The organism is Streptomyces omiyaensis, from assembly GCF_014650895.1.
Lineage (GTDB): Bacteria > Actinomycetota > Actinomycetes > Streptomycetales > Streptomycetaceae > Streptomyces > Streptomyces omiyaensis.
The window spans coordinates 158557-173482 of the sequence record NZ_BMVV01000017.1 but is presented as its reverse complement, the minus strand read 5'-3'; the positions used below and the strand labels follow the sequence as shown (position 1 = coordinate 173482).

Below are 14926 nucleotides of genomic sequence, written 5' to 3'. Positions count from 1 at the left end.
CGTCGCCGTACCATCAGTCCTATGGCTACGGAAGACGCGGTGCTCGAAGCACTGGCGACGGTGAACGACCCCGAGATCAATCGTCCGATCACTGAGCTCGGCATGGTCAAGTCGGTGGAGATCGGACCGGACGGCAAGGTCGCGGTGACGGTCTACCTGACGGTCTCCGGCTGCCCGATGCGCGACACCATCACGCAACGCGTCACCGAGGCCGTCTCCCGCGTCGAGGGCGTCACCGGCGTCGACGTGACGCTGGACGTGATGAGCGACGAGCAGCGCAAGGAGCTGGCGGCGGCGCTGCGCGGCACCACCGCCGAGCGCGAGGTGCCCTTCGCGAAGCCCGGCTCGCTGACCCGGGTGTACGCGGTGGCCTCCGGCAAGGGCGGCGTCGGCAAGTCGTCCGTGACCGTGAACCTGGCCGCGGCGATGGCCGCCGACGGCCTGAAGGTCGGCGTCGTGGACGCCGACATCTACGGCCACAGCGTGCCGCGGATGCTGGGCGCGGACGGGCGTCCGACCCAGGTCGAGAACATGATCATGCCGCCGTCGGCGAACGGCGTGAAGGTCATCTCCATCGGCATGTTCACCCCGGGCAACGCGCCGGTGGTGTGGCGCGGCCCGATGCTGCACCGCGCGCTCCAGCAGTTCCTGGCGGACGTGTACTGGGGCGACCTGGACGTCCTCCTGCTCGACCTGCCCCCGGGCACCGGCGACATCGCGATCTCCGTCGCGCAGCTGGTGCCGAACGCGGAGATCCTGGTCGTGACGACCCCCCAGCAGGCGGCGGCCGAGGTGGCCGAGCGCGCCGGCTCGATCGCGGTGCAGACCCACCAGAAGATCGTCGGCGTGGTCGAGAACATGGCGGGCCTGCCGTGTCCGCACTGCGACGAGATGGTGGACGTCTTCGGCACCGGCGGCGGCCAGCTGGTCGCGGACGGCCTCTCCCGCACCACGGGCACGACGGTCCCGGTCCTCGGCTCCATCCCGATCGACGTGCGGCTGCGCGAGGGCGGCGACGACGGCCGCCCGGTCGTCCTGTCCAACCCGGACTCCCCGGCCGGCGCGGCCCTGCGCGCCATCGCCGGCAAGCTCGGCGGCCGCCAGCGCGGCCTCTCGGGCCTGAGCCTCGGCATCACCCCGCGCAACAAGTTCTGAGCTCCGGCGCGCACGGCGAAGGGCACCCCGCTCCGGGGTGCCCTTCGCCGTGTCGGTGTGCCGGTGCGCCGCCGTGGCCGGGGAGCTCAGGCGTAGGGCCCGAGGTCCTTGATCTGCGCGAAGCCGAGGCCGTACGCGCTCATCCCCCGCCCGTACGCCCCGATGTGCACGTCCCCGGTGGAGCCGGCCAGCACCCAGCCGAACTCGGACTCGCGGTAGTGGAAGGGCACCGGCACCCCGTCGACCGGCAGCGAGAGCGCGGTCCACGCGGGCCCGTCGAGGTCGTCGGCGAGCTCGAAGGCGGTCTCGGTCTGCTGGTCCAGCCAGTGGTCCCGCAGCGCGTGGTCGAGGGAGGCGGGCCAGGTGTGGGCGAGCAGCCCGGAGCCGGCCAGCCAGGCGGCGGAGGAGACGGTGGTGGCGTCGAGGACGCCGGTGCCGTCGCCGGTGCGCCGCTCGGGGTGGGCGGCGACCGTCACGACGACGGCGAACCGCTCCTTCTCCGCGCCCGCGGTCTCGGACTTTATCGACGGCTCGTCACCGTGGCCCACCGAGCCGTGCTGGACGGTGCCGTCCGCGGCCGTGCCGATCTGCATCAGCCGGCGGGGCCCCGTGAACGCCTCGTCGAGCCCGTACCAGGCGAAGGGCGCGCGCAGAAAGCCCTCGGCTTCCACCCGACTCGTCGTCTTCATCTCGGCCGCCTCCTCGTTCCTTCCCCGGACTCCGTCCGGGGGTACCCCCAACTCAAGGAGGATAGCGACCGGTCGGTGACCGCCCGTGTCAGGTCGCGTCGGAGTCGTACGGCGGGCGCTCCGGCGCCTCGGGCTTGTCCTGCTTCTTCAGCAGGTCGGGGGCGGAGCCGTTGACCGTCGCGGGCACGGCGGCCGGGGCGGCCCCGGAGGGGGTCTCCCGGCCGTTCACGGCGTCGGCCACCTCGTTCATCTCCTTGCGGAGGTCGAAGGTGGAACGCAGCTCCTTGAGCTCGCCGAGGTCCTCGTTGCCGTCGAGCTGCTTGCGGATGAAGGTCTTCGGGTTGAGGTCCTCGAACTCGAAGTCCTTGAAGTCCGGGCCGAGCTCGGTGCGGATGTCCTCCTTGGCGCTGTCGGAGAACTCACGGACCTTCCGGATGAAGCGCGAGACGTCCTGGATGACCTTCGGCAGCTTGTCCGGCCCGAAAACGAGCACGGCGAGGACGACGAGCGTCACCAGCTCGAGTGCGCCTATGTCGCTGAACATCTATGTCGCTCCTTCACGCCGGACCGGGGCGGCCCGCACCAAGGTACCCGCCCGGGCTGCCGGACGGGTACCTTGCGATGTCCGCCACATGTACCCCGGGTGCCGGCCGGGGACCGGGTCAGGTGCCCTGGGCCGAGCCGAGCGTGACGGTCCGGGTGAGTTCCCGGCCGTCGCGGGTCAGGGTCAGCGCGAGCTTGTCGCCGGGCCGGTGGGCGCGGATCTTCACGATCAGCTCCTCGCCGTTGTGGACCCGCTGGCCGTCGACCTTGGTGATGACGTCGCCGGGGCGCAGTCCGGCCTTGGCGGCGGGGCCGCCGGGGGTGACGGAGGCGGTGCCGTCCTTGCCCTTGTCGCCGACGCGGGCGCCGTCGCCGTTGAACTGCATGTCGAGGCTGACGCCGATGACGGGGTGGGTGGCCTTGCCGGTGTTGATGAGCTCCTCGGCGACCCGCTTGCCCTGGTTGACGGGGATGGCGAAGCCGAGGCCGATGGAGCCGGCCTGGCCGGTGCCGCCGTCGCCCTCGCCGGAGCCGCCGGCGGCCCGGATGGCGCTGTTGATGCCGATGACGCGGCCCTTGCCGTCGAGGAGGGGTCCGCCGGAGTTGCCGGGGTTGATGGGCGCGTCGGTCTGGAGGGCGTCGACGTAGGAGATGTCGCTGCCGTCGCCCTTCTCCCCGCCGGCGGTGATCGGGCGCTCCTTGGCGCTGATGATGCCGGAGGTGACCGTGTTGGAGAGGTCGAAGGGGGCGCCGATGGCGACGACGGGGTCGCCGACGCGGACGTCGTCGGAGTTGCCGAGCGGGAGCGGCTGGAGGCCGCTGACGCCGGTGACCCGGACGACGGCGAGGTCGTAGCCGGTGTCCTTGCCGATGAGCTTGGCGGAGGCGGTCTCGCCGCTGGAGAAGGTGACGGTGATGTCGCCGGAGGTCGCGGCGGCGTCGACGACGTGGTTGTTGGTGAGGATGTGGCCGCGGTTGTCGAGGACGAAGCCGGTGCCGGTGCCGGCCGAGCCGCCGCCGCTGACGTGCAGGGTGACGACGCCGGGGAGGGCGCGGGCGGCGATGCCGGCGACGCTGTCGGGGGCGCGGTCGGAGGTCCCCGCGCCGGCCTGCGGCAGCTGGACGCTGCCGATGCCGCCGTTGCGCTCGACGTAGGCGCCCACGCCGCCGCCGATGACGCCGGTGACCAGGGCGAAGGCGAGGGCCCCGACGAGGGCGAGGCCGCGGCGGGACTTCTTCCGGGCGGGCGGGGGTACGGCTCCGGCTCCGGCGCCCCAGGGGTCGTACTGGCCCCAGGCGGCCTGCGGGGGCGGCACGGGGCCCTGCGGCGGCGGCACGGTGCCCTGCGGGGCCGGTGCGGCCGCGTGCGGGGCGGGTACGGCGTGCGGCGGCGGTACGGGGGAGGGTGCGCCGGGCCGCTGCACCGGCGGGGCGGGCGCCCACGGCCCGGGCTCGCCGTAGGGCGGCGTGCGGTACTCGTCGGGGGCGTGGAGCGGCGGGGGCGCGGCGGGCGCCGGCCCGGCCACGGGCGGGGCGGCCTCGACGGGCGGGCCGACCTCGCTGTGCGGGGCGGGCGGAGCGGCCTCGACGGGCGGGGCCGCCACGGGCTCGGGGGCCTGGACGGGCCCGGTGGCCTGGAGGGGCGTGGTGGCCGTCTCCGGGTCCGCGGCGGCCCCGGCGGCCGGGTCCGCGGCGGGCCGGGCGGCCTCGGACGCCGGGGCGGGCTGCTTCGTCATGTCGACCCTGGGGCCGGCGGGCGCCTCGGCGGCCCGCTCCGGCGCGGCGGGACCGGCCGGGCCGGGGGCCTGGAGGGGGAAGTCGTCCTCCTCCGCCGGGGGCGGCGTGGGTATCCGCGCCGCCTCCGGGGGCGTCGAAGGCCGGCTCCACCAGTTCGGCTTCCCGTCGTTCATGCTCTCCCCGCAACCGCTGACCCGTGGGCGCCCCTGCGATCGGGCGCCCTGAGCGAGGATTCAACCAGGTCGGGGGTCAGCGGGGGGAGCCCGGCGGGCCGGCGGCCGGACTGGGCGCCGGTCCGAGGACCGGGCGGAGGGCGGAGACCCCGGGGCGCACGAACGGCGAGAGGGCGAGCAACGGGTGTGCCTGCACGGCCCGGAGCCGTACCGCCGCGACCGGGCCGGCCCGGTCCACGTCCGCCGGGACGGCTCCCGAGGGGACGGTGCCGCCGGGGACCAGCGGGGCGCTGCCGAGCGCCTGGGCGCCGCCGGAGCGCTCGGATCGGTCCGAGCGGCCGACGACCGAGCCGGTGCCGGGGCCGGTGGAGGCGCCCGCGCGCAGCGGGGTGACCGCGCTGCCGGTGCCCTGTCCGCCGCGGGCGGTGGTGGTGAGGGAGCTCTCGACGGGCAGGGTGCCGCCGAGGGCGATGGCCGCGAAGGAGACCGCGCCCGCGGCGGCGACGGCGAAGCGCCGGCCCCGGCCGGAGGGGGCGACGGCGTGGACCCGGAAGCCGGTGCCGGTCTCGGGCACGGCGGGGGGCGCGGTGGCGAAGCCGTCGCTCTTCACGCCGCCGGCTTCGAGGAGCTGCTCCAGGGGGGAGCGGCCGGGGTCGCCGGGGCCGCCGGGAAGCCCCTGGAGGCGGGCGAGGAAGCCCTCGGAGGGCTGGGGGGCCCCGCTGGACGCGAAGACGCTCTTCAGGGCGCGCTGGGCGTCGGCCTCGGCCTTGCAGCGGGCGCAGGTGGCGAGGTGGGCGAGGACCCGCTCGCGCGCGTCGTGACCGAGCTCACCGTCGACGAGCGCGGCGAGCCGGTCCCCGAGGTGGTGCTCCGCGGGGCTCGGGGACGGAGGGTGGGTGCCGCTCACGCTGTCGCGGCCTCCCATCCGACGGTGGCCAGGGCCCGCTCGGCACGGGCCTCGGGAGACCGGTGCTTGAGGGCCTTGCGCAGGTGGGAGCGGCCGCGGTGGATGCGGCTGCGGACGGTGCCGAGCTTCACGCCGAGGGTCGCCGCGATCTCCTCGTACGAGAGCCCCTCGATGTCGCAGAGGACGACGGCGGCGCGGAACTCGGGCGCCAGGGTGTCGAGGGCCTGCTGGACGTCGGCGTCGAAGTGGGTGTCGTTGAAGACCTGCTGGGGGGAGGGCTCCCGGCTGGGGAGCCGCTCGGCGGCGTCGTCGGCGAGCGCGTCGAAGCGGATGCGCTGCTTGCGGCGGACCATGTCGAGGAAGAGGTTGGTGGTGATGCGGTGCAGCCAGCCCTCGAAGGTGCCCGGGGTGTACGTCGACAGCGAGCGGAAGACGCGGACGAAGACCTCCTGGGTGAGGTCCTCGGCGTCGTGCTGGTTGCCGGTGAGGCGGTAGGCCAGGCGGTAGACGCGACCACTGTGCGTGCTGACGATCTCCTCCCAGGTGGGCGGAGTCCACGCCTGCGATTCCGCATCCGAGGCGAACGTCGCGGTCGTGGGTGCGGTGGCGGTGGTGTGGATCTTGTCAGCGGTGTCGGTCACGGATTTCGGCTCACCCGCCGACCTGAGAAGACGCCGCAGCGCCCCTCTCCGATCCACAGGCGCAGCCGCACCTCCCCTATCGGCTCTGGTGGTGTCCAGTGGAGCCCCTACCATAGCCACCTCGCCCGTTAGCTCCGGATAAGAATCTTTACGAGCATTTGAATCGGCGTCCCGCGCCGGTCCCCGTGCCCGTCCCTCCCCTGGTGAACGCCCGGTCCCATCTGCGGGTTCCCGCTGACAGCGGATACAGTCACCGTTGCGCCAACTAAGGGGACAGGAGAGGGCCATTACCGCCAACCGGCAGACGAACTGGGCGTTCGCCGACGCCTTTGTCGCCGAGGACGAAGCGCTGCGCTGGGCCCGGGAGCGGGCCCGGGAGGCAGGGCTGCCCTCGGTGTCGCCGGGCACGGGTGCGGCGCTGCGTCTGCTGGCCGCGTCGGCGGACGCCAAGGCGGTGGCCGAGATCGGCACGGGCACGGGCGTGTCGGGGATCTACCTGCTGCTCGGGATGCGCCCGGACGGGACCCTCACCACGGTGGACGTGCAGCCGGAGCACCAGCAGTTCGCGAAGGCGGCGTTCCGCGCGGCGGGCTTCGCCGGGAACCGGGCCCGCTTCATCCCGGGCCGGGCACTGGACGTGCTGCCGCGGCTCGCGGACGGCGGGTACGACCTCGTCTTCTGCGACGGCGACCGCGGGGAGTACCCGGACTATCTCGCTGAATCGTTGCGCCTGCTCCGACCTGGGGGTCTGGTCTGCTTCGAGGGCGTCTTCGCGGACGGCCGCACGGTCGACTCGGGCGCCCAGCCGGCCGAGGTGCAGCGGGTCCGGGAACTGCTGCGCACGGTGCGGGAGAGCAGCCAGCTGCTGCCGACCCTGCTGCCGGTGGGCGACGGCCTGCTCTGCGCGGTCCGCCGGGGCTGACCCCGCCCCTCCCGCTTCCGTCCCTCGGACCCCCGGTCCCCGCGCCTCCCGCCCCCGTCCGCCGCCCGTTCCCGCCCCCGCGGGGGCGGGCTGCCGGGTCCCGGCACGCCGCTGCCCCGGACGGCGGGGCCGTACCGGGGCAGCGGGGCAGGAAAACGGGGAGGGTCAGCCGACGACCTTCTTCAGGGCGTCACCGAGAGCCTCGGCCTCGTCCGGGGTCAGCTCGACAACGAGCCGACCGCCGCCTTCGAGCGGAACGCGCATGACGATGCCCCGCCCCTCCTTGGTCACCTCGAGCGGGCCGTCGCCCGTCCGCGGCTTCATGGCCGCCATGCTCGTTCCCCTTCCTGAAACCAGCTCATCTTCAGCCGGGCAGCTCCGTGATGCGGAGCACGCGTCGCCGGCTTCGAACACATTGCTTCCAGGTCATTATCCCGCATCGCAGGACCCGATGACCAACATCGTTCCGCATCGCTTGCGCAACGCGCTCCCGCAAAACCCCATATTTCGGCGTCGGGGCTGCGATACTTCGCCGCCGCGGGTCGCTCCGCGGGCCCCAATTCTTTGACGCAGCTCACATGGGCGGTACGGGTGATCTCCGTCATGCTGGGCGGATCAGCCCATCCACCATCCACGAGACGAAGGGGTCCCGATGGCCGACACGGTCCTGTACGAAGTGAGCGACGGGCTCGCCACCATCACGCTCAACCGCCCGGAGGCCATGAACGCGCTGAACGTGGCCGCGAAGGTGGCGCTGCGGGACGCCGCCGAGGCGGCGGCGGCCGACCCGGCGGTGCGGGCGGTGCTGCTCACGGCGGCGGGCGACCGGGCGTTCTGCGTCGGCCAGGACCTCAAGGAGCACGTCGGCCTGCTCCTCCAGGACCAGGAGTCGGGCACCCGGGCCACGATGAACACGGTCCGGGACCACTACAACCCGATCGTCCGGGCCCTCACCGGCATGAGGAAGCCCGTGATCGCCGCGGTGAACGGCGTCGCCGCCGGAGCCGGCTTCGGCTTCGCGCTCGCCGCGGACTTCCGGATCGTCGCCGACACCGCCACCTTCAACACCTCCTTCGCGGGCGTGGCGCTCACCGCCGACTCGGGCATGTCGTGGACGCTCCCCCGCCTGATCGGGCAGAGCCGCGCCTCCGACCTGCTGCTCTTCCCCCGCTCGATCAGCGCCCAGGAGGCGTACGAGCTGGGGATCGTGAACCGCCTGGTGCCCGCCGCCGGCCTGGCCGACGAGGCCCGCACGCTGGCCCGGAGGCTCGCCGAGGGCCCCACGGTCGCCTACGCGGCCCTCAAGGCCTCCGTCGCCTACGGCGCCGACCACTCCCTCGACGAGGCGCTGGACAAGGAGGACGAGCTCCAGAGCCTGGCCGGGGCCTCCGAGGACCACACCATCGCCGTCCGCGCCTTCCTCGCCAAGGAGAGGCCGCGGTACCTGGGCAAGTGACGGCCCGGGGGGACCCGTTCGTGCCCGAGGGGGCCGGGCACCCAGGATCCGGCCACCTTCGCCCGCACATGCCCGGGAGGGGTTCCGCGCGTCCTTCTCCTGCCGCGCGCCCGTGGCGCGGCGCCGGCGCCCTCCGGCTCCACCCCGGCACCGGCCGCGGCGGCGTCACGGGCCCGCGGCCGGACGCGGGCTACGACACCGCCGGGCGCGTCGTCGTCCTCCGGTCCCGGGCGCCGTCCGGGGCGGGGAGCCCCCCGCCGCGGGCGGCGCACCGCGCGAGGTGGTCGTCGACCAGGCCGCAGGCCTGCATCAGCGCGTAGGCCGTCGTGGGGCCGACGAAGCGGACGCCCTTCTTCTTCAGGGCCTTCGCCAGGGCCGTGGACTCGTCGGTGACCGCCGGGACGTCCGCGAGGGTGCGGGGGGCCGGGCGGGCCGCCGGATCGGGGGCGTACGACCAGATCAGGGCGTCCAGGTCACCGGGGGCCCAGCCGGCGAGGAGCTTCGCGTTGGCGAGGGTGGCGTCGATCTTGGCGCGGTTGCGGATGATGCCCTCGTCGGCGAGGAGCCGCTCGCGGTCGGCCTCCCCGAAGGCGGCGACGGAGGCGATCCCGAACCCCGCGAAGGCGCGCCGGAAGCCCTCCCGGCGGCGCAGGATCGTGATCCAGGACAGTCCCGACTGGAAGGCCTCCAGGCAGAGCCGCTCGAAGAGGGCGTCGTCGCCGTGGACCGGGCGGCCCCACTCCCCGTCGTGGTAGGCCGTGTAGTCCTCGGCGGACAGCCCCCAGGGACAGCGCGGCAGCCCGTCCGGGCCGGGGATCGCCTCGCCGGTCACCGCTCGTCGCCCTCCGCCGGCTCGCCGGCCGGGGCGCCCGCGAGGGCCGCCTCCAGTTCGGCGATCCGGGCGTCGCGCTCGGCGAGCTCCGCCGCGAGGCGGTCCAGGACGTCGTCCACGTCCTCCATGCGGTAGCCGCGGGCGGTGACGGGGAGCCGCAGCGCCTCGACGTCCGCGCGGTCCACCGGGCGGCTCAGCGGCAGCGGGTCGACCAGCTGCTCGGGAGCCGCGTCGGGCAGCACCTCGCTGTCGCCGCCGCCGACCACGGCGAGGGTCACGGCCGCGACGACCACGACCATCGTGATGAGCAGGAACCAGAACACCAGCGCGCCTCTCCCCGGGTGGAAAACGTCCGGTGCCGATCGTGCCATGCACCACCGGCGGTTAGGGTCACAGACGGCGCGGTGGACGCCGTCGACGGGGCACGAGGGAGGACATAAGGGATGCTGCGCTTGGGACGGCGTGAGTTCGGGCCGCACGAGCCGGTGATCATGGCGATCGTGAACCGGACCCCGGACTCCTTCTACGACCAGGGCGCGACCTTCCGCGACGAGCCGGCGCTCGCCCGGGTCGAGCAGGCCGTGGCCGAGGGCGCCGGGATCATCGACATCGGCGGGGTCAAGGCCGGTCCCGGCGAGGAGGTGACCGCCGAGGAGGAGGCCCGCCGCACCGTCGGGTTCGTCGCGGAGGTCCGGCGCCGCCACCCCGACGTGGTGATCAGCGTGGACACCTGGCGGGCGGAGGTCGGCGAGGCGGTCTGCGAGGCCGGCGCGGACGTGCTGAACGACGCGTGGGGCGGGGTGGACCCGCGGCTCGCGGAGGTCGCCGCGCGGTACGGCGCGGGCCTCGTCTGCACCCACGCGGGGGGCGCCGAGCCGCGCACCCGGCCGCACCGGGTGGAGTACGAGGACGTGATGGCCGACATCCTGCGGGTCACGGTGGGCCTGGCCGAGCGCGCGGTCGCGCTGGGCGTGCGGCGGGACGGGATCATGATCGACCCGGGCCACGACTTCGGGAAGAACACCCGGCACAGCCTGGAGGCGACCCGGCGCCTCGGCGAGATGACGGAGACCGGCTGGCCGGTGCTGGTGTCGCTCTCCAACAAGGACTTCGTGGGCGAGACCCTGGACCGGCCGGTGAAGGAGCGCGTGCTCGGCACCCTGGCGACGACGGCGGTGTCGGCCTGGCTCGGTGCCCGGGTGTACCGGGTGCACGAGGTCGCGGAGACCCGGCAGGTGCTCGACATGGTGGCGACGATCGCGGGGCACCGCGAGCCGGCGGTGACCCGCCGGGGTCTGGCCTAGCCTCCCGCCCTCCCCGATTTTCTCGCGACGCCGCCCCCGGCCCCGTACCCGACGGGACCGGGGGCGGCGTCGTGCGTGCCGGGCGGGCGACGGGCGGGTGGCGCGCGGATGACGCGACGGGTTCCGTCACACCCCTTCCCGTGACCATGTGACGTGTGAAATTGTACGTCCGCTCCGAGAGAACTTGACGGAGCGCCGTCAATCACTCCCCCACACGCCCGGCCCGTCACACGGCCGCGCAAGGCCAGGAGGCCCCAGGTGCATTCCGCCCGCATACCGGGACCGCCGTCCCGCGTACGGCTCTTGACCACCGCGGTGGCGTCCGCTCTGGCACTCGGGGTGCTCACCCCGGCCGGCCAGGCGACCGCCGCCCCCGCCCCCTCCCCCCCGCCCGCTCCCGCCGCGGCCGCCGCACCGCGCCCGGCGGCCCTCCCCGCCCCGGAGAGCCTGGAGGCCGACCGCGCCTCCGGACGCGTGCCCGCCGCCGCGCGACCGCCGGTCCTGGCCGCCGCGAAGGACCCGTCCGCCACCGCGAAGGCCTCCGGCGCCCTGCGGGCCCCGGCCGACGCCGCCGCCTGCAACACCGCCGACTTCACCACCCGCACCGGCAGCGCCCTCGTCCAGCTGGTCAAGGCCTCCGACACGAGCTGCGTCAACACCCTCTTCCAGCTCACCGGCACCGACGCCCGGGGCGCCTTCCGCGAGGCGCAGATGGTGACCGTCGCCGACGCGCTGCGCGCGAACTCCGCCGCGTACCCCGGCGACAACGGCACCTCCACCCTCCAGCTGGTGCTCTTCCTCCGCGCCGGCTACTACGTCCAGTGGTACAACTCCTCGGACGTCGGCAGCTACGGCCCGGCCCTGACCACCGCGATCCGGGGCGCCCTCGACGGCTGGTTCGGCAGCGCGCGCTCCCGCGACGTCACCGCCGCCAACGCGGGCATCCTCGGCGAGTCGGTCACCCTGATCGACAGCGCCCAGGAGAACGCCCGCTACCTCCCGGTCGTCAAGCGCCTCCTCACCGACTACGACGCCACCACCCACAACGCCGTCGCCGGCATGACCGCGGCCGTCAACAACGTCAACACCGTGCTCTTCCGCGGCCACCAGACCGACGGCTTCCTCGCCGCCGTCCAGGCCGACCCGAGCGTCCTCGACACCCTGGCCGCCTTCACCTCCCGCAACAAGGCGCTCCTCGGCGGCGCCCACGGCTACCTGCCGTACAACACCGCCCGCGAGCTCGGCCGCTTCCTCCAGCACCCCGGGCTGCGGTCGAAGCTCCAGCCGCTGCTGCGCGGACTCGTCGACCAGAGCGCGCCCAGCGGGAACACCGCCCACCTCTTCGCCGCGGTCTCCGAGATGGTCGACGCCTACGACGCCGGCCGGGCCGCCGACTACGGCACCGCCGACGCCGCCGCCCGGCTCCGCGCCGGCATCCTCGTCACCAGCCACTCGTGCAGCCCGTCCGTCCGGGTGCTGGCCCAGCAGGTGACCGCCGCGAACCTGGCCGCCGCCTGCGACAGCCTCCTGAAGCAGGACGCCTACTTCCACGCGGTCGCCCGCGACCCCGGCCCGGTCGCCGACGACCACAACACCACCATCGAGGTCGTCGTCTTCGACAAGCGCTTCGACTACCAGGTGTTCGCCGCCGCCATCTACGGCATCAACACCGACAACGGCGGCATGTACCTGGAGGGCGACCCGGCCGTGCCGGGCAACCTGCCCCGCTTCCTCGCCTACGAGGACACCCGCGTGCTCCCCGACTTCCAGGTGTGGAACCTGAACCACGAGTACACGCACTACCTCGACGGACGCTTCAACATGCACGGCGACTTCACCGCCGGCGTCTCCACCCCCACCATCTGGTGGATCGAGGGCTTCGCCGAGTACGTCTCCTACTCCTACCGCAAGCTGCCCTACGACGCGGCGATCGCCGCGGCCGGGCTGCACACCCACAAGCTGAGCACGCTCTTCGACACCACCTACGAGAACACCGACAGCGAGCGCACCTACCGCTGGGGCTACCTGGCCGTGCGCTACATGCTGGAGAAGCACCGCGGCGACGTGGACGCCGTGCTCGCCCGGTACCGGGCCGGCGACTGGAACGGCGCCCGCACCCTGCTGAAGACCACCATCGGCACCCGCTACGACGCGGACTTCGACGCCTGGCTGACCGCCTGCGCCGCCGGTGCCTGCGCCACCGTCCCGGATCCCGGTCCCGGCCCGTCCCTGCCCGAGTGCACCGGCGCCGACACCCGCCGGCTCGACCGGGACTGCGCCCGGAGCGGCATCTCCGCGACCACCGGCAACTACGCCTACCACTACCTGTACGTGCCCGCCGGGACGCCGCGGCTGACCCTCACCGCGACCGGCGCGAACGGCGACGCCGACCTGTACTACCACGCCCCCGCCTGGGCCACCACGAGCGCCTGGACGAGCCGCTCCGTCCAGACCGGCAGCGCGGAGACCCTGACCGTGGAGAACCCGCCCGCCGGGTACGTCTACATCAGCCTGCACGCCCGGCAGGGCTTCACCGGCGCGAGCCTCTCCGTCCGGTACTGACCCCGGGCCGCCCCGCCCCCGAGGGGCGGGGCGGCCGCCGGGACCCCTACCGGCCGACCTCCTTGGTGACGAGCGCGACCGCCTCGTCCACGTCGTCCGTGACGTGGAAGAGGAGCAGGTCGCGCTCGGACGCCTTCCCGCCGGCGACGACCGTGTCCTTCAGCCAGTCGACGAGCCCCTTCCAGTACGCGCTGCCGAACAGCACGATCGGGAAGCGGGTGACCTTGCGGGTCTGCACCAGGGTCAGCGCCTCGAAGAGCTCGTCGAGGGTGCCGAGGCCGCCGGGCAGGACCACGAAGCCCTGCGCGTACTTCACGAACATCGTCTTGCGGACGAAGAAGTACCGGAAGTTCACGCCGATGTCGACGTGCGGGTTGAGCCCCTGCTCGAAGGGGAGCTCGATGCCGAGGCCGACCGAGACGCCCTTCGCCTCCCGGGCCCCCTTGTTGGCCGCCTCCATGGCGCCCGGCCCGCCGCCCGTGATGACCGCGAAGCCCGCCTCGACCAGCGCCCGGCCGATCCGGACGCCCGCCTCGTACTCGGGCGAGTCCGGCCGCGTCCGCGCCGAGCCGAAGACGCTGATCGCGCTCGGCAGTTCGGCGAGGGCCCCGAAGCCCTCGACGAACTCGGACTGGATCCGCATGACCCGCCAGGGGTCGGTGTGCACCCACTCCGAGTCGCCCTCGGTGTCGAGCAGCCGCTGGTCCGTGGTGCCCGGCTGGACCTGGTCCCTCCGCCTCAGCACCGGTCCGAGGCGCTGCTCCTCCGGCTTCGCCATTCCCTCGGGAATGCCCATGGCCTGCTCCCTCCGCCGATCCAGATCTTTCTGTCGGGTCAGCGTAGGACTACTGAGGTGACGAAATGCGAAATTACGGGAGACGGGCGGTCAGCCAGTCGCGGAGCCGTGCCTCGCAGTGGTGGATCCGGTCGACGTGCACGTGCTCGTCCCGCTTGTGCGCGTAGATCGGGTCGCCGGGACCGTAGTTGACCGCGGGCACGCCGAGCGCGCTGAAACGGGAGACGTCGGTCCAGCCGAACTTGGGCATCGCGGTCCCGCCGACGGCCTTCATGAACGCCTCGGCGGCCGGGTGGGAGAGGCCGGGCAGCGCGCCCGGGCTCTCGTCGTCCACGACGAACTCGGCGACGTCGCACTCCGCGAAGACCTCGCGGACGTGCTCCAGCGCCTCGGCCGGCGAGCGGTCCGGGGCGTACCGGTAGTTGACCGTCACCGTGCAGGCGTCGGGGATGACGTTGGTGGCGACGCCGCCCTGGATCGCGACCGCGTTGAGGCCCTCGTGGTACTCCAGGCCGTCGATGACCGGCTTGCGCGGCTCGTACGCGGCGAGGCGGGCCAGGATCGGGGCCGCGGTGTGGATGGCGTTGGAGCCCATCCAGGAGCGGGCGGAGTGGGCGCGCTCGCCGGCCGTGTGCAGGATGACCCGGAGGGTGCCCTGGCAGCCGCCCTCGACCTGCCCGTCGGAGGGCTCCAGGAGGACGGCGAAGTCGCCCTCCAGCCACTCCGGGCGGGCGGCGGCGATCTTCCCGAGCCCGTTGAGGTCGGCGGCGACCTCCTCGTTGTCGTAGAAGACGAAGGTCAGGTCGCGGTTGGGCGCGGGCACGGTGGCCGCGATCCGCAGCTGCACCGCCACGCCGGACTTCATGTCGGAGGTGCCGCAGCCCCACAGGACGCCGTCCTCGTCGAGCCGGGACGGCACGTTGTCGGCGATCGGCACGGTGTCGATGTGACCGGCGAGGACGACCCGCTCGGCGCGGCCGAGGGTCGTGCGGGCCACGACGTTGTTGCCGTGGCGGTCCACGGTGAGGTGCGGCAGGGCGCGCAGGGCCTGCTCGATCGCGTCGGCGAGCGGCTTCTCGGTCCCGCTGACGGAGGCGAAGTCGACGAGGGCGGCGGTGAGCGCGGCCCCGTCGAGGGCGAGGTCGATCGGGGTCTCCTGGGCAGTCTCCTGCGGGGTGATGTCAGCCATATGCCGACCCTAACCCGGCC

General features: G+C 73.9%; 15 protein-coding genes. 5 read left to right on the top strand and 10 right to left on the bottom strand.

Features of this window, described 5'->3' with window-relative positions:
* The first annotated feature begins 21 nt into the window (after positions 1-21).
* Positions 22-1155, top strand: coding sequence for an Mrp/NBP35 family ATP-binding protein (locus IE287_RS25850; RefSeq protein WP_031014211.1), 1134 nt, complete (start codon positions 22-24; stop codon positions 1153-1155).
* Between the two features lie 86 nt (positions 1156-1241).
* Here the strand turns inward: IE287_RS25850 and IE287_RS25845 are convergent, their stop codons facing one another.
* The 5 genes from IE287_RS25845 to sigE all read right to left on the bottom strand — a co-directional run bounded on the left by IE287_RS25845 (position 1242) and on the right by sigE (position 5959).
* On the bottom strand, positions 1242-1844 hold the full coding sequence (locus IE287_RS25845; protein ID WP_189851575.1) for a hypothetical protein: 603 nt from the start codon (positions 1842-1844) through the stop codon (positions 1242-1244).
* 88 nt (positions 1845-1932) lie between these two features.
* On the bottom strand, positions 1933-2388 hold the full coding sequence (locus tag IE287_RS25840) for a sec-independent translocase (protein WP_189851574.1): 456 nt from the start codon (positions 2386-2388) through the stop codon (positions 1933-1935).
* Between the two features lie 118 nt (positions 2389-2506).
* Positions 2507-4297 (bottom strand): S1C family serine protease, encoded by a 1791-nt coding sequence (locus IE287_RS25835; RefSeq protein WP_189851573.1) that lies wholly within the window; start codon positions 4295-4297, stop codon positions 2507-2509.
* A gap of 76 nt (positions 4298-4373) precedes the next feature.
* Positions 4374-5204, bottom strand: a complete 831-nt coding sequence (locus IE287_RS25830; RefSeq protein ID WP_189851572.1) for a zf-HC2 domain-containing protein — start codon at positions 5202-5204, stop codon at positions 4374-4376.
* On the bottom strand, positions 5201-5959 hold the full coding sequence (gene sigE / locus IE287_RS25825) for an RNA polymerase sigma factor SigE (RefSeq protein WP_189851571.1): 759 nt from the start codon (positions 5957-5959) through the stop codon (positions 5201-5203). The genes IE287_RS25830 and sigE overlap by 4 nt, the downstream gene beginning before the upstream one ends.
* A 142-nt stretch (positions 5960-6101) precedes the next feature.
* Here sigE and IE287_RS25820 point away from each other — a divergent pair, with 142 nt between their 5' ends.
* Complete coding sequence (locus IE287_RS25820) at positions 6102-6767, top strand: O-methyltransferase (RefSeq protein ID WP_189851570.1); 666 nt, start codon at positions 6102-6104, stop codon at positions 6765-6767.
* 165 nt (positions 6768-6932) lie between these two features.
* Here the strand turns inward: IE287_RS25820 and IE287_RS25815 are convergent, their stop codons facing one another.
* On the bottom strand, positions 6933-7100 hold the full coding sequence (locus IE287_RS25815; RefSeq protein ID WP_009997451.1) for a DUF3117 domain-containing protein: 168 nt from the start codon (positions 7098-7100) through the stop codon (positions 6933-6935).
* Between the two features lie 319 nt (positions 7101-7419).
* Between IE287_RS25815 and chcB the strand changes: the two genes are divergently transcribed.
* Positions 7420-8223: a 2-cyclohexenylcarbonyl CoA isomerase gene (chcB, locus tag IE287_RS25810; protein ID WP_189851569.1), complete on the top strand. Its 804-nt coding sequence runs from the start codon at positions 7420-7422 to the stop codon at positions 8221-8223.
* 190 nt (positions 8224-8413) lie between these two features.
* On the opposite strand, the gene IE287_RS25805 is transcribed toward chcB, so the two are convergent.
* On the bottom strand, positions 8414-9055 hold the full coding sequence (locus IE287_RS25805; protein WP_189851568.1) for a DNA-3-methyladenine glycosylase I: 642 nt from the start codon (positions 9053-9055) through the stop codon (positions 8414-8416).
* A complete protein-coding gene (locus tag IE287_RS25800; protein WP_189851567.1) occupies positions 9052-9378 on the bottom strand; it encodes a DivIVA domain-containing protein in 327 nt (108 codons plus the stop codon). The genes IE287_RS25805 and IE287_RS25800 overlap by 4 nt, the downstream gene beginning before the upstream one ends.
* A 120-nt stretch (positions 9379-9498) precedes the next feature.
* On the opposite strand from IE287_RS25800, the gene folP reads away from it, so the two are divergent.
* Together folP and IE287_RS25790 are read left to right on the top strand one after the other, a co-directional pair.
* On the top strand, positions 9499-10359 hold the full coding sequence (gene folP, locus IE287_RS25795; protein WP_189851566.1) for a dihydropteroate synthase: 861 nt from the start codon (positions 9499-9501) through the stop codon (positions 10357-10359).
* A gap of 303 nt (positions 10360-10662) precedes the next feature.
* Positions 10663-12921 (top strand): M9 family metallopeptidase, encoded by a 2259-nt coding sequence (locus tag IE287_RS25790; protein ID WP_229883740.1) that lies wholly within the window; start codon positions 10663-10665, stop codon positions 12919-12921.
* Positions 12922-12967: 46 nt separating this feature from the next.
* Here IE287_RS25790 and IE287_RS25785 read toward each other — a convergent pair whose 3' ends face one another.
* Together IE287_RS25785 and dapE are read right to left on the bottom strand one after the other, a co-directional pair.
* Positions 12968-13717, bottom strand: a complete 750-nt coding sequence (locus IE287_RS25785; protein ID WP_189851565.1) for an LOG family protein — start codon at positions 13715-13717, stop codon at positions 12968-12970.
* A 73-nt stretch (positions 13718-13790) separates the two neighbouring features.
* Positions 13791-14906 carry a succinyl-diaminopimelate desuccinylase gene (dapE, locus tag IE287_RS25780; RefSeq protein ID WP_189851564.1) on the bottom strand — a complete coding sequence of 372 codons (1116 nt, stop codon included), beginning with the start codon at positions 14904-14906 and terminating at the stop codon, positions 13791-13793.
* Positions 14907-14926 lie beyond the last annotated feature (20 nt).